Below are 22,564 nucleotides of genomic sequence, written 5' to 3'. Positions count from 1 at the left end.
CATGGCCCTGCCCGTCGCGTTCTTCGCGCTGTTCTTCGCCTGGCCCGTGGCCGCGATCGTCGCGCGCGGGCTGAAGGTGGGCGGCGCCTGGCAGTTCGGGCGGCTCACGGACGTGGTCATGCGGCCGGACATCCGGCACGTGCTGTGGTTCACCACCTGGCAGGCGCTGGCCTCCACCGCGCTCACACTGCTGCTCGCGCTGCCCGCCGCCCATGTCTTCGCCCGTTTCGACTTCCCGGGCAAGCAGCTGCTGCGGGCCGTGGTCACCGTGCCGTTCGTGCTGCCGACCGTCGTCGCCGGCAGCGCGTTCCTGGCCCTCGTCGGGCACGGCGGGCTGCTGGACGAGCTGTGGGGCGTACGGCTGGACACCACGGTGTGGGCGATCCTGCTGGCCCACGTCTTCTTCAACTTCGCGGTCGTCGTACGGACCGTCGGCGGCCTGTGGTCCCAGCTCGACCCCCGGCAGGAGGAGGCCGCCCGGATGCTGGGCGCCTCCCCGTGGCACGCCTGGCGGAAGGTGACGCTGCCCGCCCTCGCGCCCGCCGTGGCCGCCGCCGCGCTGATGGTGTTCCTGTTCACCTTCACCTCCTTCGGTGTCGTCCAGATCCTCGGCGGTCCCACCTTCTCCACCCTCGAAGTGGAGATCTACCGGCAGACCTCCGAGGTCTTCGACCTGGCCACGGCCGCCGTCCTCACGCTCGTCCAGTTCGCCGCCGTCGGCGCGATCCTCGCCGTGCACGCCTGGACGGTACGGCGCCGGGAGGCCGCCCTGCGGCTCGTCGACCCGAGGGCGACCGCCCGCCGGCCGCGCGGCGCCGGGCAGTGGGCCCTGCTCGCCGGCGTCCTCGCGACCATCGTGCTGCTCCTCGTCCTGCCGCTCGCCGTGCTCGTCCGCCGTTCCCTCGACGCGCCCGGCTTCGGCTACTACCGGGCGCTCGCGCACTCCGACGGCGGTACGTTCCTGGTGGCGCCGGTGCACGCGGTGTGGACCTCGCTGCAGTACGCGGTCGCCGCCACCGCCGTCGCCGTCCTGATCGGAGGTCTCGCCGCCGCCGCGCTGGCCCGCCGGGACGCCGGACGACTGGTGCGGGGCTTCGACGCGCTGCTGATGCTGCCGCTCGGCGTGTCCGCCGTGACCGTGGGCTTCGGTTTCCTGATCGCTCTCGACAAGCCGCCGCTGGACCTCAGACAGTCCTGGATGCTCGTCCCGCTCGCCCAGGCGCTGGTCGGCGCCCCCTTCGTCGTACGGACGATGCTGCCGGTGCTGCGCGCGGTCGACGCACGGCTGAGGGAGGCCGCCGCCGTGCTCGGCGCCTCGCCCTGGCGGGTGTGGCGGGAGGTGGACCTGCCGCTGGTGCGACGGGCGCTGCTGGTCGCGGCCGGGTTCGCGTTCGCCGTCTCGCTGGGCGAGTTCGGGGCGACCGTGTTCATCGCCCGGCCCGACAACCCGACCCTCCCGGTCGCCGTGGCCCGGCTGCTCAGCCGCCCCGGGGACCTCAACTACGGCCAGGCGATGGCCCTTTCGACCATTCTGATGGTGGTGTGCGCCGCCGCGCTGCTGGTCCTGGAGCGGCTGCGCACCGACCGGACGGGAGAGTTCTAGATGCTGCCGGCCCGACGGGGGAGTTCTCGATGCTGCTGAGCCTCGACGCCGCGACCGTGCGCTTCGGCGGGCGGGCCGTGCTCGACGCGGTCGGCCTCGACGTCGCCGAGCACGAGGTGGTGTGCGTGCTCGGGCCCAGCGGGAGCGGGAAGTCCACGCTGCTGCGGGTGGTGGCCGGGCTGCAACCCCTGTCCGGCGGAAGGGTGTTGCTCGACGGCCGTGACCAGTCGGGCGTGCCCGCGCACAAACGCGGTGTCGGTCTGATGTTCCAGGACCACCAGCTCTTCCCGCAGCGGGACGTCGGCGCGAACGTGGCGTTCGGGCTGCGGATGCACGGCGTGGCCAGGAGTGAACGCGACGCCGAGGTCGGGCAGTTGCTGGAGCTGGTCGGGCTGCCGGGAGCCGCCCGGCGGGCCGTGGCCTCGCTGTCCGGCGGCGAGCAGCAGCGTGTGGCCCTCGCCCGGGCGCTCGCGCCGCGGCCCCGGCTGCTCATGCTCGACGAGCCGCTCGGCCAGCTCGACCGCTCGCTCAGGGAACGGCTGGTGGTCGAACTGCGCGAGCTGTTCGGCCGGCTGGGCACCACCGTGCTCGCGGTGACCCACGACCAGGGTGAGGCGTTCGCGCTGGCCGACCGGGTGGTGGTGATGCGGGACGGGCGGATCGCGCAGTCCGGTACGCCGCTTGAGGTGTGGCAGCGGCCCGCCGACGCGTTCGTGGCCCGCTTCCTCGGCTTCGACAACGTGGTCCCGGCGACCGTCGCGGGGACGGCCGCCGACAGCCCCTGGGGCAAGCTGCCGGTACCCGAGGGCTCTCCCCAGGGCGCCCACAGCGTACTGGTGCGGCCCGCCGGGGTACGGCTCGTGGCCGCCCACACCGGCCTGCCGTGCACGGTGACCGCCCGCACCTTCAAGGGCACCCATGTGGCCGTCCAGCTCCAGCCCGAGGACGGGCCGCGCCTGGAGGCGGCCTGCGCGCTGCGGGAGGCGCCGGAGGCCGGGGACGGGGTCGGCGTGGAGTTCGACGCGGCCGAAATCGTCGTGCTCGGCTGATCAACGGGCCCCTTGGGGGCCGTGCCGACCTGCCCCGACTGGTCGCTGGGAGACCTCGTACGGCATGTGGGCGGCGCCCGGCGGTGGGTGGAGACCCCGGTGCGCACCCGGACCCAGGAGAGCGTCCCCTGCGACCAGGTGAACTGGTCGTCGCGACGCTGCGCGAGGCCGGTCCGGACTCCGCGCCGGCCCGGCGCTGAACGCCGAGTGGCTGGTGGAGTTCGGCCCGGACGGTGTGCGCCGGCACGGCCATGGGAAGGCCACGGTCGCCCTGCGCGGCCCGCTCACCTCCGTGCTGCCGGCCTTCTGTCGCCGGCTGCCGCGGGACGGCCCCGGCCTCGAAGTCCTCGGTGAGCGGGAGGCGCTGGAGTTCTGGCTGGAGCGGGCGACTTCGGCTGAGGCGGGCGGAGGAACGACCGCGGCCCGTCCCCTGGGGATAGGAGGACGGGCCGCGGCGGTGTACGGAGGGCGGGGCGTCAGCCGTTGCCGCGCGTCCCACGACGGCGCATGCCGAAGAAGACCGCGCCGCCGCCGACGACGACCAGCGCGCCCGCGATACCGGCGATCAGGCCGGTGTTGGAGCCGGCGCCGGTCTCGGCGAGGTTCGAGTTACCGGCCGCCGGGGACGGCGCGTTGCTCGGCGCGGCCGCCGGGGCGGAGCTGGACTCGGAGGCCGACGGAGTGGGGGTCGCCGACTCGGCCGGGGCGGACTTCGACGGCTTCGGCTTCGGCTTCGGCTTCGGCTTGGCCGTAGGGGTGGGGGTGCTGCTCTCGGTCTTGCAGGCGGTGGACGGGGCCAGCAGGTCGGGCTGGATGTCCTCGTCGACGAGGTTGGCCGCCTTGATGTGGACGCGGTAGGTCGCGTTCGGCTTCCAGTCCTCCGGGAAGCTGACCGGAGTGCCCTGCGCCGAGCCCCTGACCTCCTTTTTGCCCACCTGGGTCTCGACGCCGCCGTTGCTCTTGAGGAACACCGAGATGGTGGCGGGGGTACGGGCGGCGTCACTGTCGGTGACGACGATGACGCCCTTTTCGCCGTCGCACTTGGCTTCGGCCTTGAAGTCACGGATGGTGCACGCGAGCGCGGAGCTGGACAGACCCAGCACCACGGCGGCCGAGGCGGAGGTGACACCCAGAATGCGCACGGAACGGCGTGCACTGCGGCGAGTTATGGACACGTTTGTCCTTTACAGGTGCATAACTGCGGGGGGCTGTGGGGGCGTTGGAGCTACGGATGAGGTGAGGCCCCATCACCCCCAGGAGGCTCACAGGTCTATAAGCGCTCCGTAAGCAGTGTCAATGCATATGCCGCCCAGGGCAGTTGGCTTTACCTGCTTATTAACTGCCGTTACGTTTGATCCCGGTTCAGTCCTGACGCTCGACCGCGGCCGGGTCCATCCACATGACCTCCCAGGTGTGGCCGTCGAGGTCGTCGAAGGCGCGGCCGTACATGAAGCCGTGGTCCTGGGTCGGGCCGCTCGCCGTGCCGCCCGCCGCGATCGCCCTGTCGACCAGCTCGTCGACCTTCTCGCGGCTCTCGGCGCTCAGACAGACCAGCACCTCGCTGGTGGTGGTCGCGTCGGCGATCTCCTTCTTGGTGAAGGTCGCGTAGAACGGCTTGGTGAGCAGCATCGCGAAGATCGTGTCGCTGATCACCACGGAGGCGGCGTTCTCGTCGCTGAACTGCGGGTTGATCGTGTAGCCGAGCTCCGTGAAGAACTTCTTCGAGGCGTCGAGGTCGTTCACGGGCAGGTTGACGAAGATCATCTGCTGGTACATGAGGTTCTCGCTTCCGTGGTTCGCCTTGGGTACAGCGTGTTCGGCGGGGTAGACCCCGGGCCCCGGGAGAACTCATCGGTCGCAGGAGATTTTTTTCGGCGGGCCGCTCAGCGGGTCACGGGGAGCGCCGTCAGGGCGGCCACGCCGAGGGTCAGCGGGCCGAAGAACGCGAGCAGGGCCGCCGCGCGGAGGGCCGCGGCCGTACGCAGCATCGAGGCCGGAGCGCCGAGGCGGAGGAGCGCGGCGGTCGTGCCGGCCCGGCACTGGCGGGTCTCCACGGCCGCGGTGAGGAGGGTGGCGACCGTGCAGCCGGCGACGAGCAGGGTGCCGAAGGTGGTCAGGGGGCCGAACGCCGGTGCCGAGCCGGCGTACGGGGTGGTCCTGGCGAGGCCGGCGGAGGCGACCGCGCAGACGACGCCCAGGGGCCGGCCGATGCGGGTGGCCTCCGTCATGAGGACCCGGCCGGCGAGGAGGCGGAGGGCGCCGGGACGGGTGGACTGCAGGAGGCGACCGCACAGGTGGGTGAGGCCGGGAGCGGCAAGGACGAGGCCGGTCGTGGTGAGGAGCCAGCCGGTGAGTACGGCGAAGGCGGACCGGTCTGCGTATGCCTGGGCTGTCAGGCCGGTGGCGAGGAGGGCGACGCCCCAGGGAAAGCCGACGGGGGCGTCCGTGGGCGGGTGTTCGCCGAGGTCGGCCCAGTCCGCGTCCGGGGTCCGCGGTTCGGGGCCGGCCACGCTGCCCGGCGCTGTGCCGTTGCCGCCCTGCTGCGGGCCGGGAGCCGCCCCGGCGGCACGACTGCCCGCGGGATGCGGAAGGGCCTGTGCGCCGTCGTCGGCTGTGCCGGTGACGCCGTGGTGCGCGGTGTGCGGATGGGGCTGCGCGAGGTGGTCGGCTGTTGTGGTGGTGTCGTTGTCCGTGGGGTGCGGATGGGGTTGTGCGCTGTGGTCGGCGGTGCCGGTGGTGTGGTTGCTCGTAGGGTGTGGGTGGGGTTGTGTGCCGTGGTCGGCCGTGCCGGTGACGCTGTGGTGCGTGGGATGCCGCTGCGGCTGTGTGCTGTGGTCGGCTGTTGTGGTGGCGTGGTTGTCCGCGGGGTGCCGGTGCGGTTGTGTGCCGGCGTCGGCTGGTTCGTGCTCGTCCCGGCCGCGCGGGGCGCGGGCGCCATCGGCCCCCGGCAGCAACCGCGCCCCGAACCGTGCGTACGTGCCGAATGTCTCCCGGGCCATCGAGCCGTACGCCCCGAAGCGGCCGTACCTGTGGTGGGCCGGGGTGGTGGCGTGCGGGTCCTTGGGGCGCAGGGCCAGGGCCACCGTTGCCGAGGCGAGGGCGGGGGGCAGGGTCAGCAGGGTCAGGGTCGCGGGGGCGGGGAGGGGCTGGTCCGCTGCCAGGACGTCCGCCGCCGCACCGTCGAAGGGCATGCCCGTCAGGTCGCCGCGCAGGTGCAGGAAGACCAGCAGCGCCAGCACCGAGCCCAGGGCGCAGGACAGCGCCGTCGTCAGCGCGGAGACGGCCATCAGGTGTGCCGGGCCGAGGCCCACGGCGGACAGGCCGGGGCGTGGCCGGGTGCCGGGGTCGGTGCGGGCGACGGCGAGCGCGAGGTACACCGTGGCGGCGAGCGGCACCGTGCACCAGGCCAGGCGCAGCGTGGCGGCGCCCGCCGACTCGGGGTGGTGCAGGGCGTAGCCGAGGCAGGACAGGAGCAGGAAACCGGTGCCCGCCGAGGCCGCGGCCACCAGCAGGCGGCGCAGCTGGACGGCGGGACGTCCCGCACGGGTCAGACGGAGAGCGACCACGCGGCGCGCCCTTCCGTGTCGGGTGCCTCCGGCAGGTGTACGGTGCGCACGCTCCGGCCGTCCAGCAGGCCCACGGCGCGGTCGGCGAGGGCGGCGGTCTCGGGGTCGTGCGTGGCGAGGACCACGGTGATGCCGTGCGAGCGGGCGGCCGTGATGAGGGTGCGCAGGACCTGGATGCGGTCGGAGCGGTGCAGCGGCGCGGTCGGCTCGTCGGCGAAGAGGATCATGGGGGCCGCGGCCAGCGCCCGGGCGATCGACACCCGCTGGCGTTCGGCCTGCTGGAGCGCGTGCGGGCGGTTGCGGGCCTTTTCGCCGACGTCGAGCCGTTCCAGCCACTCCAGCGCGGCGACCTTGGCCCTGCGGCGGCCGGCACCGCGCAGCATCAGCGGGAGCGCGACGTTCTCCCAGGCGTTCAGTTCGGGGACCAGGACGGGCGCGGAGTCGATCCAGCCGAAGCGGTCCCGGCGCAGCCGCTCCCGGCGCATCGGGCCGAGGGTGTGCAGGGGCGTGCTGTTGAACCACACCTCGCCGTGCCGCACCGGCAGCAGGCCGGACAGACAGCGCAGCAGGGTGGTCTTGCCGCTGCCGCGCGGGCCGGTGACGGCCACGATCTCGCCCTCGCGCACCGCGAGCGCGACCCCGGCGAGCCCGGGCGATCCGTCCGGGTACCTGAAGTGCAGGGAGCGTGCCCAGAGCACGTCGTTGTCCGGCGGGGCCTCCATGCGCGTACACCTCGGTTCTGATCCGTTTTTCCCTGCCTGGTCCCTCGTGCGGGGGAACGAAGGCTGGGCCGATCGGTCACTGAACGCTAGGCAGATCCCTTGCGGCAGCCCGGACAGCACACGGCCCCGGGCCGCCGTTCCCACTCGAACGGAGGCACCGGGGCCGGTGCCGATCAGCCGGTCGGATGATCGGACCTTCCACGGAAGGCTCAGAGCTTCGTCCATGCCTCCGTGAGGGTGGCGCGCAGGATCTGCTCGATCTCGTCGAAGGTCTCCTGGTTGGAGATCAGCGGCGGGGCGAGCTGGATCACCGGGTCGCCGCGGTCGTCGGCACGGCAGTACAGGCCGTTGTCGAACAGCGCCTTGGAGAGGAAGCCGTACAGGACGCGCTCGGTCTCCTCCTCGTTGAAGGACTCCTTGGTGTGCTTGTCCTTCACCAGCTCGATGCCGTAGAAGAAGCCGTTGCCGCGGACGTCGCCGACGATCGGCAGGTCGTGCAGCTTCTGCAGGGTCTGCAGGAAGGCGCCCTCGTTGTCCAGGACGTGCTGGTTGAGGTTCTCGCGCTCGAACAGGTCGAGGTTGGCGAGACCCACCGCGGCCGACACGGGGTGGCCGCCGAAGGTGTAGCCGTGCAGGAAGGTGTTGTCACCCTTGTAGAACGGCTCGGCGAGCTTGTCGGAGACGATGCAGGCGCCGATCGGGGAGTAGCCCGAGGTCATGCCCTTGGCGCAGGTGATCATGTCCGGGACGTAGCCGAACTTGTCGCAGGCGAACATCGTGCCCAGGCGGCCGAAGGCGCAGATGACCTCGTCCGACACGAGCAGCACGTCGTACTTGTCGCAGATCTCGCGCACGCGCTGGAAGTAGCCGGGCGGCGGCGGGAAGCAGCCGCCGGCGTTCTGCACCGGCTCCAGGAAGACCGCGGCGACGGTGTCCGGGCCCTCGAAGAGGATCTGCTGCTCGATCTGGTCGGCGGCCCAGCGGCCGAAGGCGACCGGGTCGTCACCGAAGATCGGGGCACGGTAGATGTTGGTGTTCGGCACCTTGTGCGCGCCCGGGACGAGCGGCTCGAACGGCGCCTTCAGACCGGGCAGACCCGTGATGGACAGGGCGCCCTGCGGGGTGCCGTGGTAGGCGACCGCACGGGAGATGACCTTGTACTTGGTCGGCTTGCCCTGCAGCTTGAAGTACTGCTTGGCGAGCTTCCAGGCGGTCTCGACGGCCTCGCCGCCGCCGGTGGTGAAGAAGACCTTGTTCAGGTCGCCCGGGGCGTGGTCGGCCAGGCGCTCGGCCAGCTCGACGGCCTTGGGGTGGGCGTAGGACCACACCGGGAAGAAGGCGAGCTCCTGGGCCTGCTTGAAGGCGGTCTCGGCGAGTTCCGTACGGCCGTGACCGGCCTGGACCACGAACAGACCCGCGAGACCGTCGAGGTAGCGCTTGCCCTTGTCGTCGTAGATGTAGGTGCCCTCACCCCGGACGATGGTCGGGACCGGGGAGTTCTCGTACGAGGACATGCGGGTGAAGTGCATCCACAGGTGGTCGTACGCGGTGCGGCTGAGGTCCTTGGTGCTCACGGTTATCGGGTCCTCACGGTTATCGGGTTCCCCACATGTAGGTCTGCTTCTTCAGCTTCAGGTAGACGAAGCTTTCGGTGGAGCGCACTCCGGGCAGGGACCGGATGCGTTTGTTGATGACGTCCAGCAGGTGGTCGTCGTCCTCGCAGACGATCTCGGCGAGGATGTCGAACGAGCCCGCGGTCATCACCACGTACTCGACTTCCGACATGCCGGTCAGCGCGTCCGCGATCGACTCGACATCGCCCTCGACGTTGATCCCGACCATCGCCTGCCGGCGGAAGCCCACGGTGAGCGGGTCCGTGACGGCGACGATCTGCATCACGCCCTGGTCCAGCAGCTTCTGCACACGCTGGCGCACGGCCGCCTCGGACAGGCCGACGGCCTTGCCGATCGCGGCGTACGGCCGGCGGCCGTCCTCCTGGAGCTGCTGGATGATGGCGAGGGAGACGGCATCCAGCTGAGGGGTGCCGTTCCTGGACTCGCGGGAGGAGTCCCTCTGGTCTGCGCTTCGACTGGCCACGACCTCACTGTGCACGACGTCTCGACAGTTTCGCAAGGCCCGATCGATGAAATCCGTTGTTTGGGACTCCGTGTCTTGCGGATTTCGCAGAACGGTGGGCGACGGGGGTGTTGAAAACGTGGGTCCGGCGGCTAGGGTGGGTGTCTCAGTCAGTGGACGCAAAGAACCTGATCAGGAGGCCGGCAGTGAGCACCGAGCTGCGTCGTCTGCGCAACTACATCGACGGTGAGTTCCGGGACGCCGCCGACGGACGGACCACCGAGGTGGTCAACCCCGCGACGGGCGAGGCGTACGCGACCGCGCCGCTGTCCGGCGAGGCGGACGTCAACGCCGCCATGGAGGCCGCCGCCCGCGCCTTCCCGGCCTGGCGGGACACCACCCCCGCCGAGCGGCAGAAGGCCCTCCTGAAGATCGCCGACGCGTTCGAGGAGCGCGCCGAGGAACTGATCGCGGCCGAGGTGGAGAACACGGGCAAGCCGACTGGGCTCACCCGCTCCGAGGAGATCCCGCCGATGGTCGACCAGATCCGCTTCTTCGCGGGTGCGGCGCGACTGCTGGAGGGCCGCTCGGCCGGCGAGTACATGGAGGGGATGACCTCGATCATCCGCCGTGAGCCGGTCGGCGTCTGCGCCCAGGTCGCCCCCTGGAACTACCCGATGATGATGGCGGTGTGGAAGTTCGCCCCGGCGATCGCGGCCGGCAACACCGTGGTCCTCAAGCCCTCGGACACCACCCCGGCCTCCACCGTGCTGATCGCCGACATCATCGGCTCGATCCTGCCCAAGGGCGTCTTCAACGTCATCTGCGGCGACCGTGACACCGGCCGCCTGATGGTGGAGCACGACATCCCGGCCATGGCCTCCATCACCGGCTCGGTCCGCGCCGGCATGTCGGTGGCCGAGTCGGCGTCCAAGGACCTCAAGCGGGTCCACCTGGAGCTGGGCGGCAAGGCCCCGGTCGTCGTCTTCGAGGACACCGACATCGCCAAGGCCGTCGAGGACATCTCCGTCGCGGGCTTCTTCAACGCCGGCCAGGACTGTACGGCCGCGACCCGCGTCCTCGTCCACGAGTCCATCCACGACGAGTTCGTGTCGGCGCTCGCCAAGGCCGCGTCCGAGACCAAGACCGGCCAGCCGGACGACGAGGACGTCCTCTTCGGCCCGCTGAACAACCCCAACCAGCTCAAGCAGGTCTCCGGCTTCATCGACCGCCTGCCCGCGCACGCCAAGGTCGAGGCGGGCGGCCACCAGGTCGGCGACAAGGGCTACTTCTACGCCCCGACCGTCGTCTCCGGGCTGAAGCAGGACGACGAGATCATCCAGAACGAGGTCTTCGGCCCGGTCATCACCGTCCAGTCCTTCGCCGACGAGGACCAGGCCGTCGAGTGGGCCAACGGCGTCGAGTACGCCCTCGCCTCCTCGGTGTGGACCAAGGACCACGCCCGCGCGATGCGCATGTCCAAGAAGCTCGACTTCGGCTGCGTGTGGATCAACACGCACATTCCGCTGGTCGCGGAGATGCCGCACGGTGGCTTCAAGAAGTCCGGTTACGGCAAGGACCTGTCGGCGTACGGCTTCGAGGACTACACGCGGATCAAGCACGTGATGACGTCCCTCGGCGAGTAGCGCTCCGCCGGGTTCGGCCGCTCTTCGGCAACCGGCACCCAAAGCGCGGCCCCGGGCAGGGGCACTTCCCTGCCCGGGGCCGCGCTGTCTCATTTCCCCGCGACGAACTCCAGCTCCTGCTCGCTCAGCCGCAGCGTCGCCGCCCGCCCCCAGTCCGCCATCTGCTCCGGTCGCCGCGCTCCTGCGATCGCCCCGGTGACGCCCCTGCGGGCCAGCACCCAGGCGATCGCCACCGCTCCCACCGTCGTACCGTGCGCCTGCGCGACCGACCGCAGCCGGTCCACCGTACGGAGGTTGGTGTCCAGGTGCGTCGTGAAGTCGGGGTGGGTGCGGCGCCAGTCGGACGGGTCCAGCAGGGCCAGGCGCTCCCGGGTGAAGGTGCCGCTGAGCAGGCCCGAGTGGAGCGGCTGGTAGGGAATCACACCGGTGCCGTGGTCGGCGGCCCAGTCGATCTCCGCTTCGGCGGAGCGGTTGAGCAGGGACAGCGGGGGCTGGATCGCGTCGACCGGGGCGATGCGGTGCGCCGCCGCCAGCTGCTCGGGCGAGTGGTTGGACAGCCCGATCGCCCGCACCTTGCCCTCCGCCTTCAGGTCGGCCATCACCTGCCAGTACTCCTCCAGCGGAGTGGCCTTTGCATCCTCGGGGGGCTCGGTGCCGTCCCAGTTCAGGGACGCGCCGGTGTCCGGCCAGTGCACCTGGTACAGGTCGATCGCCTCCACGCCGAGCCGGCGCAGCGAGTCCTCGACCTCGCGCCGCACGCTGTCGGGCCGCATGATCCGGCGGGGTGCCGCGGCCGGGTTCTCCGGATCCCAGACCAGGCCCACCTTCGTGAAGACGTACGGCCGGTCGGCCTCGGGCAGTCCGGCCAGCGCCTTGCCGACCACCTCCTCGGAGTGGCCGAGCCCGTACACGGCGGCGGTGTCGATCCAGTTGACGCCCAGCTCGACCGCCCGGTGCACGGTCTCGATGGACCGGCGGTCGTCCTGCGCACCCCATGTGAAGCGCCAGCCGTCGCCGCCGAACGTCCAGGCGCCGAGCCCGATCACGGAGATGTCGAGGCCGGAGGCGCCGAGGGGGCGGAGGGGAAGAGTCATCGTCGTACGTCCTTGTCGCACTCGTCGTTCGCTGACGTCCACCACTGTGCGACCCCCGGAACCCCCCTCGACAGGCACGTTTTATAGGGGGGAAAGACTTGCCCACCCTTCTTCCGCGTGTGTCCCGGATACTCGTGGACATGACGACACCCGGAGAACGGCGCACCGAACTCAGCCAGTTCCTCAGGTCCCGGCGGGCCCGGCTCACCCCGGCCGACGTGGGGCTGACGGCGTACGGCCCCCGGCGCGTGCCCGGGCTGCGGCGCGAGGAACTGGCGCAGCTGGCCGGGGTGAGCGTCGAGTACTACGTACGCCTGGAGCAGGGCCGCAATCCGCATGTGTCGGACGCCGTGCTGGAGGCCGTTGGCCGGGCGCTGCGCCTGGACCCGGCCGAGCGCGCGCACCTGCGCAACCTGGCCCGCCCCGACCGCGCCCTGCCGGACGCGGCACCGGCCACCGAGACCGTACGGCCCTCCCTGCGCCGGCTGATCGACGCCCAGCCCGGACCCGCCTACGTCTGCGGTCACCTCACCCAGGTGCTCGCCTGGAACCCGCTCGCCGCCGCCGTCTTCGGCGACTTCGGCGAACTGCCCTGCGAGCGGCGGACGTTCGCGCATCTGGTCTTCTTCGACGCCCGCTACCGCGAGCTGTTCGCGGACAGCTGGCGCTCGAAGGCCGAGGCGACCGTGGCCTTTCTGCGGGTGAGCGTGGGCCGTTACCCCGACGACCCGGCGCTGGCCTCGCTCATCGGCACGCTCGCCATGCGGAGCGAGGAGTTCGCCGCGCTGTGGGCCAGGCAGGACGTGGCGGACAAGGGCCCCGGCCGCTACACCCTGCACCACCCGCTGGTCGGCCCGCTCACCCTGGACTTCGAGGTGCTGCACCTTCCCGAACCGGGCCAGGTCCTGGTCAGTTACCTGCCGGCGCCGGAACAGGACGCGGCCGAGGCGCTGGGGCTGGTGGGGAGCTGGGGCCTGACCGATGCGTGAACAGCCTTGATCGACAACCTGTCGGACCGGCGCGGCCATGCTCGACGCAGCGTCGATTGTCCCTCATCCGTGCCGGGCGGCATTCTTCCTGGGTGCCCCAGACTTCTTCTCGTACATCCGCGCCGTCCCGCCGTTCCCTGCTGCGCGCCCTCGGCGGCACCGCCGCGATCGGTGCCCTCGCCGGCTGCGGGGTGCCCGCCGCCCGTGTCGCGCCCGGTGACCGGGCCGTCGCCGACCAGTCCGCGGCCGACAAGAAGCTGACCTGGGCGAACTGGCCGCTGTACATCGACACCGACGACGACAACCCCAACCGGCGGCCCACGCTGGAGGCGTTCGGGAGGCGCACCGGGATCCGGGTGGACTACGCCGAGGAGATCAACGACAACGACGAGTTCTTCGGCAAGATCAGCCCCGCCCTGATGAACCACCAGTCCACCGGCCGCGACCTGATCGTCATCAGCGACTGGATGTGCGCCCGGTTCGTCCGGCTGGGATGGGTCCAGGAGATGGACCGCGCCCGCCAGCCGAACGTGGCGAAGTACCTCGACCCGCTGCTCCGTTCGCCCGCCTTCGACAAGGGCCGCAGGTTCTCCGTGCCCTGGCAGTCGGGCATCACCGGCATCGCCTACGACCGCAAGAGGCTGGGCCGCGAGATACGGCACGTCAAGGACCTCTGGGCGAGCGATCTGAAGGGCCGCGTGACGCTCCTGTCCGGTCTGGACGAGTCCTTCGCGCTGCTGATGCAGGGCAACGGCGTGGACATCACCAAGTGGACGGCGGACGACTTCCACACCGTCTGCGACCAGGTGGAGCGCGAGGTCCACCGCGGCCAGATACGCCGCTTCACCGGCAACGACTACACCAAGGACCTGGTCAGCGGGGACGTGCTGGCCTGCCAGGCGTACTCCGGCGACGTCATCCAGCTGCAGGCGGACAACCCCGACATCCGCTTCGTCGTGCCCGAGGAGGGCGCCGAGCTGTGGTCGGACTCCCTGATGATCCCCGACCGGGCCCGCCACAAGGCCAATGCCGAGCGGCTGATCGACTACTACTACGCCCCCGAGACCGCCGCGAAGCTCGCCGCCTGGGTCAACTACGTCTGCCCGGTCCCGGCCGCCAAGGAAGTCCTGGCGGCATCGAAGGACAAGGACACCGCCGCCCTCGCCGGCAACCCGCTGATCTTCCCCGACGCCGGGATGCGCGGGCGCCTCGCCATCGCCCGCGACATCACCGCCACGGAACGGACGGAGTTCGCCAAGCGCTGGAACACGATCGTGGGCCTGTGACCAGGGCTTCCTCCGGCGGGGGATCGGCCGGCACCGGGATGGAGGGGGCGCCGTCCGCGGCGCGCCCTGGCCACTGCCCCCGGCTGCCGCGTCTGCCGCTGCCGAACCCCAGGTGCTGGTTGTCACGCCGATCCGGGTCGAAGCGGTCCGGATCGTGGAAGCGCTTCGGATCGCGGCTGCCCGAGGCCGGCATGAGCATGATCCGCGAGCCCCGAGGGATGACGGTGCCGGCGACGGTGATGTCGCTGTACGCCGCCCGCCAGGGAATGACGGCCGCAACCTCGCCGAGCGCCCCGACCAGCGGGGCCGGCGCGAGTACGGCGACGGCCACCGGGATGTCCCGCTCGCGGCAGATGGAGGCGATCTCGGAGCCGGTGAATCCCGCACCGATGACCAGAACGCGGGAGGGCCCGGCGGCGAGGGCGCGCTGCAGACCCTCAAGCCGGCGCCACTCCTGCGCGCACCAGCACTGCCTCGGTGTGCCTCTCCGCCTCGCGCGCCCGGCAGCGTGATCAAATGGGGCATGGCATCGTCCTGGACTGGTCATCGGGTACGCCTGCGCGCCATCGAGCCTGACGACTGGACAGCGTTCATGCGCTTCGCCGACGACGACGGGCGGCGAGGGAGCCGGCTGGATCTGCCGCGGTCCGCCGAGAGCCACCGTGCCTGGGCGAAGGAGCAGGCCGTTGCCAAGTGCCATGACGACCGCTTCGGGCTGGCAGTTGAAGCGACGGCCACGGGGGAGCTGGTGGGCACAGTCGGCTCACATCGCACCGGCCCTCGTTCAGGCTGGTTCGAGTGTGATGTCATGATCGGCGCTGACCACCGGCGCAAGGGCTACGCGGCGGAAGCCGTGGTGCTGCTGCTGCGCTTCATGTTCGCCGAGCGGCGCTATCACAAATGCCTGGCAGCGATCTTTTCCCACAACGAGGCATCACTGGGACTTTTCCGTCGGCTCGGCTTCACCGAGGAGGGGCGCTTGCGGGAACACGTTTTCTTCGCCGGCCGGCACCACGACCTCGTCATGATGGGCATGCTCGCCGACGAATTCGACCAGCGGCACACGATGAGCGAACCATGAGTGGAGGCGGCCTGTCGCCGAAAGCAGGACCGGCCTCAGCTGCGCAAGGTGGCCCGCAGGCGCAAGCCCACCGTTGCGAGACCCTCGAGGGTGGTGACCTGGTAGCCGGGTTCCGGTCCGGGCGGCTCGCTCAAGTGGTGGCAGCGGGCGGTCTGCGCGGTCAGGAGCGTCAGCATCGCCATGGCCAGAGCGGCTCCCTCGCAGCCATGCGGCCCGGTGCCGAAAGAGAGGAAGACCCCGGGTTTCGCCGGCGAACCCGAATCGTCGAGCCAGCGCTCGGGCCGGAACTCGTCCGGCTCGGAGTATTCCCGTGCATCGCGGTGGGCGGTGTAAGGGCAGACGAGAACGGTGGACCCGGCGTCGATGGTGTAGTCGGCGAGCTGGGTCTGCCGTGGGGCGCGCCGGGTCAGCAGCCAGCTCGGGGGGTACAGCCGGAGCACCTCACTCACCAGTGCCCGGGTGTATTGCAGGCTGGCGAGGTGGCTGCTGGTCGTCGCGGCCGGGTCCGCGGGCAGCGAGGCGGCTTCGGCCGCGACGCGGCCCGCTGCCTGGGGGTGCCGGGCCAGGTGGAGCAGGATCCATCCGGCTGCCCGGGAAGGGGTCTCGAAGGTGGCGACGGTGATTCCGGGGAGAGTGTCGAGGATGGCCTCTTCCGGCAGCAGGCCGTAGTGGGGGGAGGGCCGGAGCATCTGTCCCAGCATGTCGTCACCGAGCCGGCCCGATGAACGACGCCGGCGGACGATGGGCCGCAAGGCGTCGGTGAAGGCGACTTGCTGCCGCGTGCGGAACCGCCGTGCCGGTGTGGGGATCCAGGGCGGCCATACCCAACGCGAGGGGCGTACCAGCGCCTCCCGGGCCAGGAAGAGCTGTGAGGCATGGGGCAGCAGCGTGGGTGCGTCCTCGGAGAAGAGGTAGCTCACGCCGATCTCTGCCAGGGCGTGCCGGACCAGAGGCAGAATCTCGACGTCCTGGCCCGTCGGCCACTCGTCGGCAAATCGAGCGGTCCGGGGCGCGATCTCACCGATCCGGGCTGCGACCGCCTGCGCACGTAGTCCACGCATGCGAGCGGCGTGAGCGTACGCACGCTCCTCGGGTGTCGGTGCTCCGCTCGACCGCTTCAGCGGCGGGAAGAGAGGCGAGGATGCCTTGGGGAAGTCCTGCGAGCGGTGCAGGACTGCTTCACACGGCCCGGCCGCAGCGGCTACGTAGACACGCGGCTCCATCTGCCAGACGTCCCCACACTCTTCAGCGCCACGGCGCGCCAGCGCCAGCCGGTCGCGGCTCCAGGCCGCGAAGCTGCCTCCGGGCAACCGCGGCGGCTCATTCCTTCGGCCCATGAGATCGTCCCTGGCTCTGGTACCTGTCCAGGCCGATGCCGTCGGCAGCGTGGCTGGGAAGTGGCGGGCGCCCAGAAGCGCCCGCCGGCAGTGCGGTGAGTCCTAGTCGTCGCCGGCGTACGCATCCCATTCATGGGCTCCGTACGCACCGTAGTGGCGGGTGAAGGACAGCTTGGCGAGCAGCTTGGCGATCATGATGCACTCCTCTCGCCTGTCTTCAGTGCCAAAAACCACACACGACAATATTGCCACATACGGCGTATTTGGGATATAAGGTCGCCGGGGAGTCTCAACCACGCAGGGTGCACGGCTGATTGCTGCATGGTTGACGAGGTGTCCTTGCTCCTACGATGGAGGCCACCGTCGGGGGAGGGTGGACGTGACGCGCAGTACGCCGCAGGGGGCCGGGCGCCGGCTGGAGGACGGGATCGCCTGGGCGGTCCGGAACGCGGACGGGATCGTCGCCATCGGCGTCGCCCTGGTCGTCGGGCTCATGGACGTCCTCAACCAGAACATGGACACCAACATCGTCTCCGGCGCCACGCTGCTCGTCCTGGCGGCGCTGGTGTACGGCGGGCTCACCGAGCGCCGCCGGCGGCTGGCCGACATCCGGGCCGCGGCGGCCGGGACCAGCCGGGCCATCGAGGACCTGGCGATGGTCCGCACGCTGTCCGGCGCCGAGGTCGCGCTCGCGCACGAGCGGGCCCGGCGCGCCACCACCCGCTGGGTGTTCAAGGGCGGCACCGGCACCTATCTGCGCGCCGTCACGCTGCCCGAGTGCGTGCTGGAGGCACAACGTCAGCGGCGCTCCCTCAGCATGAAGATCGACATCATCAACCCGGCCGACGACCAGGTCTGCACCGCGTATGCCCGCTTCCGGAGCACGTTCGGCGGCGGCTTCGGCGAGTGGACCGTCGAGCGCACCCGCAAGGAGGCGTACGCCACCGTCGTCGCCGCCGGCTGGCACCGGCAGCGGCTGGACACGCTGGAGATCGACGTCCACCTGTCGTCGGTGGCACCGGCCCTGCGGTTCGACCTCTCGGACACCTGCCTGATCATCACCCAGGACGACCCGAGCCGGGTCAGCCTGTACGTGGAGCGGGACCGGCCGCTCTACGACTACTACGTCACCGAGCTGCACCAGAGCCGCGAACAGGCGGTCAAGCTCGATCTGCGCGAGGCCGTCCCCCTCGCCGAGGAGCCGACCGTCGACGAGGTCAGACGCCTGCTCGACCGGCTCGGCCTGCCACTTCCGCCGAGCTTCACCGATCGTGACGTCGGCGACATCATCGACAAGGCGCTGCGCGCGGAGAACCCGTACCGCAGGTGAGCGTCGTGTTCCGGCCAAGGGGGATGGAACATGGACTATCCGGCCCTGGAACGGGCCGCCCGGCGGCACGCCACCGCCGAGCTGATACGGCACGCCACAGCGGAACTGGACCGGATCGCCTCGGGCCGCCGCGCCCTGCGCGCGGTGCGCCATCCGCTGGGGTTCGTCTGCTTCCCCGTCCTGCGTGACGGCGGCGACGGCGTCTGCGTCCACGTCTTCCGCACACCGGAGGCGGAACCGGACCGCGCCGCCCCTCAAATCCACTGCCACAGCTGGGACCTGACCAGCACCGTGCTGTACGGGCGGCTCGGCAACCGGCGCATGCACATCGAGGAGGACGCCGGCGCACCCACCCACCGGGTCTTCGAGGTGTTCAGCGATCCCTCGGGCGTCGACGAACTGCGGCCCACCGAGCGGCTGGTGCGCTGCCGGCCCGGCGCCGAACACACCAGCGCACCCGGCCAGACCTATGCCCTGCCGGCGGGTGAATTCCACACCACCGTGGTGCCGGACGGCCGCCCCACCGCCACCCTGGTACTGGGGCGGACCCTGCCCGGCCGGGTGGACCTCTCGCTGGGCCCGCTGTCCGCGCCGGGGCACCGCATGGTCCGCAGCACGTGCGACGCGCCCCAGACCGCCCGGATCGCTCGGGCCGCCCTCAGGAGGATCCATGAGCCCGAACCCTGACCCCGGCTACCGCAGCGAGCACCGGACGGCCGTGAGCGCCGCCGAGGAGGCCGGGGCACTGCTGCGGTCCCGCTTCCCCGACGGCTTCGCCGCGCGGCAGAAGGGCGAACTCGGTGACGTCGTCACCGACTTGGACGTAGCCGCCGAGAAGCTCGTGATCGGACGGATCAGGGAGTGTTTCCCGCACGACCGCATCCTGGCCGAGGAGTCCGGTGAACTCGCCGGCGACGGCGGCGGCCGCACCTGGCTCATCGATCCCCTCGACGGCAGCAACAACGTGGTCATCGGGCTGGCGGTCTACGTCGTCGGCATCGCGCTGTGCGTCGATGACACGCCCGTGGTGGGGGTCGTCCACGACCCGATGACCGGCCGTACGTGGTCCGCCCTGCGCGGCGATGGTGCGCGGGGTCCGGACGGGCGGCTCGCCGTGGCCGCGCCGGGCCGCCCGCTTCCGGCCGCCGGACCCCTGCTGGCCTGGACCCAGGGCCACGGCGTCTCCCGCGACGACCCCGTGGCCTGCTCCCTCCGGCACACCCTCGAACTGCGCTCCCGCCGCCTGCTCCAGCTCTGGGCGCCCCTGGTGGCCTGGGCGATGCTGGCCCGCGGCGACATCGACGGCTTCGTCGGCTACCGCGCGGAGGCGATCGACCTGCCCGCCGGTGCGCTGCTCGCCCGCGAGGCCGGCATCGCCCTGCGGCACCTGGACGGCGCCGAGTTCACCGGCGGGTACGCCGGCCCCGACACCGCACGCTCCTTCGTCGCCGGCCGCCCGGACATGCTGCCGCACCTACTGGACCTCGTCAGCTCTTCGCCTCCGGGCACCGCGCACATTCACAGGGCGGAAGCCGCCCCGCCAGGTCCGGCCCCGGTCCCGGGAGATCCTCAGCGGTAGATGACCGAGCGCGAACTCCCCGAAGGGGGGCGCCCGTGCGCTTTGCGAACGACAGCGGCTTCGAATGCCCCGTCGGCGGCTAGGGCCTGTTGCGAAAGTCCGTACGGATGTGTACCTGTCCGCGGTGGTCGATCTCGACGACACGCGGCGCTCGGGTGTCGGAGGGCGTCCTGGCAGAGCCGGGCATCCCGGCGTTGAGAGACGGGCATCGCGCCGTCAGTGCCGTCGAGTAGGTTCTCTCCGTTCGGCCCGACAGGCGGGCCGCCGAACTGGGAGGACTCGTCGCCGTGAGCATCCACATGCACATGCGCTCCGTCGCGGAATCCGAGATCCGGGACGACCACACCTGGCTTGCGGCGTTCATGTGGGAGGCTTGGGAGAACCACCCCGACGAGTACGCAGCGGGCATCGCCGAGTCGATCGACAAGGTCTGGGGCTCCGTCAATGACCTCTATGCCGCTGCCCATGTCCTCGATGCGGATGCCGACGACTCCTGGGAGCTGCCGATTTACGGCGGGCGGCCAGTGGCACACAGTGCCGATGCCGACCCCTCCAACCCGCCCCTGGGGATTCTCGAGCCGCCTGGGGTGTCACAGGCCGCAGGCTTCCTCGCACGTGTCTCGTTCGACGAGCTGTGGAACGTCGCTGGTGCCAAGCTCGTCTGGGCCGGCTGGGACGAGGCGCAGGTCAGGCAGGAGTTCCTCAACTATCACAGGGGCCTCCAAGGGTTCTATGAGCGGGCGGCTGCAGCAGGCCACGCCGTGGTCAGGGCGGTGTGGGCTTGAGACGTGGTCGCGTGCCGGTCACAGCCATTCGTTGATGGCGGCGACCAGCAATGTCGCTTCGTAACGGACAGCAAGTTTGTCGTATCGCGTGGCGACGGCCCGGGTCGACCTTGTCCGGGATGGTGCAGCGGATTCTACGTCTGCGCAGGTAAGCGCGGACGGGCTCGAACTGCGGAGAGTCGCTGCGCTGTCCGGCTGTGACCACGATGGACATGGGCTTCTGCCCCTGCTCGACAGCCAGGTGCAGCTTGGTGGTCAGGCCGCCGCGGGAGCGCCCGAGCCCATGGTCGTGCGGCTCGATGACGATGCCGCCGGGCGGTTCCTTTTGCAGGTCCCCCTTTTCCTTGCCCCGGCCGCGTGCTGGTGGGCCCGGACGATGGCGGAGTCGACATTGAGGTCCCAGGTGATCAGGTCCTGGGCGTCGGCACGGGCCTGCAGCTCGGTAAAGATCCGCTTTCGATACACGCCCTAGCGCAGCCGCTTCGTGTACGACCAGGTCACCGCCGTCATGAGGGCCGGGACGGCGAGCAGTGGGGCGTAGGCGCAGGCCCAGACGGTCTGGGCCGTACCGCTCGACATGTAGGTCCGGCTCTCGACCGTCAAGGCGACCACGACTTGCCACAGGGCCACCAGAACCAGGACGGCCGAGGCGGTCCAGGCCAGCGTGGCGAGGGTCCGGGGCCGCAGCGGCCGCCACCGGTCGCTCACGAGGAGCAGCGGGAGCAGGGCGGCCAGTTCGGTGAGGACGGAGAGGCCGACGACGTACGCGACACCCCAGCCCGGGATGTCGAAGACGTCCCGCAGCACGCGGTCGCTGTAGCCGACGTAGACACCGGATGCCATGGCGATGCGCCACAGGCCGGAGGGGACGGCGCACAGGGCGATGGAGTGGGCGGCGCGCCGGGCCCAGACGGGCGCGGGAGCGGGGAGGGGAGCGGTTTCCGTGGTCATGACGTACATGCTGGCCGCGGACGTGGCGGCCGCGCTTCGTCCGCTGTGGCAGACCGTCTCCCCCATGCGGCGGAGGGCCCCACCCGCTGAGGGAGGAGCTGAGTGGGGTCCATCGCCGGACCGGTCTACCAGCGTGTCAGCGCCAGCGCGCTCACCGAGGCCACCACCGCCGAGGCGGCCAGCACCGCCCCCGTCCCCATCAGCCGTGCCAACGGCACCCGTACCCCGTACGACACGCAGCGCTCGTACCAGAGCAGCGTCGCGAGGGACGCCCACGGCGTGACCACCGGACCGGCGTTGGTGCCGATCAGCAGGGCGAGGAGCTGGTCGTGGTTGCCCGGGGGAACGGCCGCCTCTCCCGCCAGGTACACCGGGAGGTTGTTGAGCGCGTTGGACAGGCCGCCGCCGACCGCCGCCGCGCGGAACAGGCCCAGCGCGCCGCCGTCGGTGCCGACCGCCGAGGCCAGCAGATGGTGCAGCCCGTGCGCGTCGAACGTCTCGACCACCAGGAACATGCCGGGCACCATCACCAGCAGCCGCCAGGGGATGAGCGACAGTCGCAGTGCGGAGCGCTGCCGTACCCCGAACGCCGCCACGGCGACGAGCGCCGCTGTCGCGGACGCCGTCCACAGCGGTACGTCGGCCACCAGGATGGCGAGCAGGAAGCCGGCGCACGCGAGCGCGCAGGCGCGGAAGAGCACCGGGTCGGCGGGGCGGTGCACGGCGGGCGGCACATAGCGGTCGGCGGCGTCCACGCGCACGTCGTCGGCGCGGGCCGCACCCGGCCCCGACACCGGTACGGCGACCAGGCCGGACTCCTCCGCAACAGGACCCCCACGCCTGCCCCGCCGCCAGAAGAACAGCCACAAACAAGCCATCGTCACCGCCAGCGCGGCGAGTTGCGGGGCCCACATCCGTCCCGCCAGGCCCAGCGGGGACAGCGCGACCCGGTTGGCGGCCAGCAGGTTCGTCAGGTTGGACACCGGCAGCAGCAGGCTCGCGGTGTTGGCGAGCCACACCGTGGTCATCGCCAGCGGCACCGGCGCGATGCCCACCCGGGAGGCGAGCGCCAGCATCACCGGGGTCAGCAGGACGGCCGTCGTGTCCAGGTTGAGGGCGATCGTCGTGACGGAGGCGAAGAGCACGCACAGCAGGAACAGCAGCGCATAGCTGCCCCGCCCGGCCCGCGCCACGCGCGCCGCCACCACGTCGAACACCTCGGCCCTGCTGGTCAGTTCGGCCAGCACGATGACCGTGCCGAGGAAGGCGAGGAGCGGGGCGATGCGCTGCATCGCATCGGATGCGGAATCCGTCGGCAGCAACCCCGTGGCCACGCAGAGCAGTCCGGTCACCAGCAGACCGATCGCCACCCGGTCGAGGACATGCAGACGCAGCAATAAGGCACGCACGGTTGGAAGGGTCGCACGTTTGTGCGTTCCTGTGACCAGGGCGTCGTCGAACGCCTGGAAA

22 protein-coding genes and 1 pseudogene are annotated in these 22,564 nt (G+C 71.1%); 11 read left to right on the top strand and 12 right to left on the bottom strand.

Annotated elements, in window-relative coordinates; genetic code table 11:
• The first annotated feature begins 1 nt into the window (after position 1).
• The 3 genes from ACZ41I_RS24930 to ACZ41I_RS24920 are packed head-to-tail and all read left to right on the top strand — an operon-like array spanning position 2 to position 3,006.
• Entirely contained in the window at positions 2-1,603 is a 1,602-nt protein-coding gene (locus tag ACZ41I_RS24930) for an ABC transporter permease (RefSeq protein ID WP_468515093.1), read from the top strand.
• A 29-nt stretch (positions 1,604-1,632) separates the two neighbouring features.
• Positions 1,633-2,652, top strand: a complete 1,020-nt coding sequence (locus tag ACZ41I_RS24925) for an ABC transporter ATP-binding protein (protein ID WP_399770837.1) — start codon at positions 1,633-1,635, stop codon at positions 2,650-2,652.
• 21 nt (positions 2,653-2,673) lie between these two features.
• Complete coding sequence (locus tag ACZ41I_RS24920) at positions 2,674-3,006, top strand: maleylpyruvate isomerase N-terminal domain-containing protein (RefSeq protein ID WP_468515092.1); 333 nt, start codon at positions 2,674-2,676, stop codon at positions 3,004-3,006.
• A 122-nt stretch (positions 3,007-3,128) separates the two neighbouring features.
• On the opposite strand, the gene ACZ41I_RS24915 is transcribed toward ACZ41I_RS24920, so the two are convergent.
• The 6 genes from ACZ41I_RS24915 to ACZ41I_RS24890 form a co-directional block, all read right to left on the bottom strand.
• Positions 3,129-3,827: an LAETG motif-containing sortase-dependent surface protein gene (locus ACZ41I_RS24915; protein ID WP_468515091.1), complete on the bottom strand. Its 699-nt coding sequence runs from the start codon at positions 3,825-3,827 to the stop codon at positions 3,129-3,131.
• 187 nt (positions 3,828-4,014) lie between these two features.
• Positions 4,015-4,428: a VOC family protein gene (locus ACZ41I_RS24910; protein WP_363220067.1), complete on the bottom strand. Its 414-nt coding sequence runs from the start codon at positions 4,426-4,428 to the stop codon at positions 4,015-4,017.
• Positions 4,429-4,535: 107 nt separating this feature from the next.
• Complete coding sequence (locus ACZ41I_RS24905) at positions 4,536-6,218, bottom strand: hypothetical protein (RefSeq protein ID WP_468515090.1); 1,683 nt, start codon at positions 6,216-6,218, stop codon at positions 4,536-4,538.
• Positions 6,200-6,940: an ABC transporter ATP-binding protein gene (locus tag ACZ41I_RS24900; protein WP_399770848.1), complete on the bottom strand. Its 741-nt coding sequence runs from the start codon at positions 6,938-6,940 to the stop codon at positions 6,200-6,202. The genes ACZ41I_RS24905 and ACZ41I_RS24900 overlap by 19 nt, the downstream gene beginning before the upstream one ends.
• Positions 6,941-7,149: 209 nt before the next feature.
• Positions 7,150-8,514, bottom strand: coding sequence for an aspartate aminotransferase family protein (locus ACZ41I_RS24895; RefSeq protein ID WP_363220070.1), 1,365 nt, complete (start codon positions 8,512-8,514; stop codon positions 7,150-7,152).
• Between the two features lie 19 nt (positions 8,515-8,533).
• Positions 8,534-9,052 (bottom strand): Lrp/AsnC family transcriptional regulator, encoded by a 519-nt coding sequence (locus tag ACZ41I_RS24890; protein ID WP_360095292.1) that lies wholly within the window; start codon positions 9,050-9,052, stop codon positions 8,534-8,536.
• A 170-nt stretch (positions 9,053-9,222) separates the two neighbouring features.
• Between ACZ41I_RS24890 and ACZ41I_RS24885 the strand changes: the two genes are divergently transcribed.
• The gene (locus ACZ41I_RS24885; RefSeq protein ID WP_363220071.1) at positions 9,223-10,662 is read left to right on the top strand and encodes a gamma-aminobutyraldehyde dehydrogenase; all 1,440 of its coding nucleotides are present in this window, start codon (positions 9,223-9,225) and stop codon (positions 10,660-10,662) included.
• 89 nt (positions 10,663-10,751) lie between these two features.
• Here the strand turns inward: ACZ41I_RS24885 and ACZ41I_RS24880 are convergent, their stop codons facing one another.
• Positions 10,752-11,756 (bottom strand): aldo/keto reductase, encoded by a 1,005-nt coding sequence (locus ACZ41I_RS24880; RefSeq protein ID WP_468515089.1) that lies wholly within the window; start codon positions 11,754-11,756, stop codon positions 10,752-10,754.
• A 140-nt stretch (positions 11,757-11,896) separates the two neighbouring features.
• On the opposite strand from ACZ41I_RS24880, the gene ACZ41I_RS24875 reads away from it, so the two are divergent.
• Positions 11,897-12,745 (top strand): helix-turn-helix transcriptional regulator, encoded by an 849-nt coding sequence (locus ACZ41I_RS24875; protein WP_399770853.1) that lies wholly within the window; start codon positions 11,897-11,899, stop codon positions 12,743-12,745.
• Between the two features lie 92 nt (positions 12,746-12,837).
• The gene (locus ACZ41I_RS24870) at positions 12,838-14,031 is read left to right on the top strand and encodes a polyamine ABC transporter substrate-binding protein (RefSeq protein ID WP_363219789.1); all 1,194 of its coding nucleotides are present in this window, start codon (positions 12,838-12,840) and stop codon (positions 14,029-14,031) included.
• Here ACZ41I_RS24870 and ACZ41I_RS24865 read toward each other — a convergent pair.
• On the bottom strand, positions 13,973-14,230 hold the full coding sequence (locus ACZ41I_RS24865; RefSeq protein ID WP_468515088.1) for a hypothetical protein: 258 nt from the start codon (positions 14,228-14,230) through the stop codon (positions 13,973-13,975). The genes ACZ41I_RS24870 and ACZ41I_RS24865 overlap by 59 nt on opposite strands.
• Between ACZ41I_RS24865 and ACZ41I_RS24860 the strand changes: the two genes are divergently transcribed.
• The gene (locus ACZ41I_RS24860) at positions 14,144-15,112 is read left to right on the top strand and encodes a GNAT family N-acetyltransferase (protein WP_468515087.1); all 969 of its coding nucleotides are present in this window, start codon (positions 14,144-14,146) and stop codon (positions 15,110-15,112) included. The genes ACZ41I_RS24865 and ACZ41I_RS24860 overlap by 87 nt on opposite strands.
• Before the next feature lie 35 nt (positions 15,113-15,147).
• Here the strand turns inward: ACZ41I_RS24860 and ACZ41I_RS24855 are convergent, their stop codons facing one another.
• Entirely contained in the window at positions 15,148-16,173 is a 1,026-nt protein-coding gene (locus ACZ41I_RS24855) for a cytochrome P450 (protein ID WP_468515086.1), read from the bottom strand.
• Positions 16,174-16,828: 655 nt separating this feature from the next.
• Between ACZ41I_RS24855 and ACZ41I_RS24850 the strand changes: the two genes are divergently transcribed.
• The 4 genes from ACZ41I_RS24850 to ACZ41I_RS24835 all read left to right on the top strand — a co-directional run bounded on the left by ACZ41I_RS24850 (position 16,829) and on the right by ACZ41I_RS24835 (position 20,143).
• Positions 16,829-17,779, top strand: a complete 951-nt coding sequence (locus ACZ41I_RS24850; protein ID WP_468515085.1) for a hypothetical protein — start codon at positions 16,829-16,831, stop codon at positions 17,777-17,779.
• Positions 17,780-17,809: 30 nt separating this feature from the next.
• Positions 17,810-18,466 carry a hypothetical protein gene (locus ACZ41I_RS24845; RefSeq protein ID WP_363219793.1) on the top strand — a complete coding sequence of 219 codons (657 nt, stop codon included), beginning with the start codon at positions 17,810-17,812 and terminating at the stop codon, positions 18,464-18,466.
• Positions 18,450-19,358: an inositol monophosphatase family protein gene (locus ACZ41I_RS24840; RefSeq protein ID WP_363219794.1), complete on the top strand. Its 909-nt coding sequence runs from the start codon at positions 18,450-18,452 to the stop codon at positions 19,356-19,358. The genes ACZ41I_RS24845 and ACZ41I_RS24840 overlap by 17 nt, the downstream gene beginning before the upstream one ends.
• A 287-nt stretch (positions 19,359-19,645) precedes the next feature.
• Positions 19,646-20,143 (top strand): DUF1877 family protein, encoded by a 498-nt coding sequence (locus ACZ41I_RS24835; protein WP_468322495.1) that lies wholly within the window; start codon positions 19,646-19,648, stop codon positions 20,141-20,143.
• Between the two features lie 103 nt (positions 20,144-20,246).
• Here the strand turns inward: ACZ41I_RS24835 and ACZ41I_RS24830 are convergent.
• The 3 genes and pseudogenes from ACZ41I_RS24830 to ACZ41I_RS24820 form a co-directional block, all read right to left on the bottom strand.
• Positions 20,247-20,423, bottom strand: a pseudogene (locus ACZ41I_RS24830) (IS5 family transposase); the annotation flags it as partial.
• Between the two features lie 188 nt (positions 20,424-20,611).
• A complete protein-coding gene (locus tag ACZ41I_RS24825) occupies positions 20,612-21,103 on the bottom strand; it encodes a hypothetical protein (protein WP_399771075.1) in 492 nt (163 codons plus the stop codon).
• A 116-nt stretch (positions 21,104-21,219) separates the two neighbouring features.
• Positions 21,220-22,503 (bottom strand): ArsB/NhaD family transporter, encoded by a 1,284-nt coding sequence (locus ACZ41I_RS24820; RefSeq protein ID WP_399770873.1) that lies wholly within the window; start codon positions 22,501-22,503, stop codon positions 21,220-21,222.
• Between the last annotated feature and the right edge of the window lie 61 nt (positions 22,504-22,564).

Source organism: Streptomyces sp. NPDC030799, assembly GCF_055572255.1.
The sequence above is the reverse complement of the archived record's forward strand: the minus strand, read 5'-3'. Positions and strand labels throughout refer to the sequence as shown.

Coding starts and splice junctions, on each gene's coding strand:
- ACZ41I_RS24925 (WP_399770837.1), top strand. CDS start 1,633: ATGCTGCTGAGCCTCGACGCCGCGACCGTGCGCTTCGGCGGGCGGGCC.
- ACZ41I_RS24875 (WP_399770853.1), top strand. CDS start 11,897: ATGACGACACCCGGAGAACGGCGCACCGAACTCAGCCAGTTCCTCAGG.
- ACZ41I_RS24855 (WP_468515086.1), bottom strand. CDS start 16,173: ATGCGTGGACTACGTGCGCAGGCGGTCGCAGCCCGGATCGGTGAGATC.
- ACZ41I_RS24825 (WP_399771075.1), bottom strand. CDS start 21,103: ATGTACGTCATGACCACGGAAACCGCTCCCCTCCCCGCTCCCGCGCCC.
- ACZ41I_RS24910 (WP_363220067.1), bottom strand. CDS start 4,428: ATGTACCAGCAGATGATCTTCGTCAACCTGCCCGTGAACGACCTCGAC.
- ACZ41I_RS24865 (WP_468515088.1), bottom strand. CDS start 14,230: ATGCTCATGCCGGCCTCGGGCAGCCGCGATCCGAAGCGCTTCCACGAT.
- ACZ41I_RS24880 (WP_468515089.1), bottom strand. CDS start 11,756: ATGACTCTTCCCCTCCGCCCCCTCGGCGCCTCCGGCCTCGACATCTCC.
- ACZ41I_RS24900 (WP_399770848.1), bottom strand. CDS start 6,940: ATGGAGGCCCCGCCGGACAACGACGTGCTCTGGGCACGCTCCCTGCAC.
- ACZ41I_RS24840 (WP_363219794.1), top strand. CDS start 18,450: ATGAGCCCGAACCCTGACCCCGGCTACCGCAGCGAGCACCGGACGGCC.
- ACZ41I_RS24930 (WP_468515093.1), top strand. CDS start 2: ATGGCCCTGCCCGTCGCGTTCTTCGCGCTGTTCTTCGCCTGGCCCGTG.
- ACZ41I_RS24845 (WP_363219793.1), top strand. CDS start 17,810: ATGGACTATCCGGCCCTGGAACGGGCCGCCCGGCGGCACGCCACCGCC.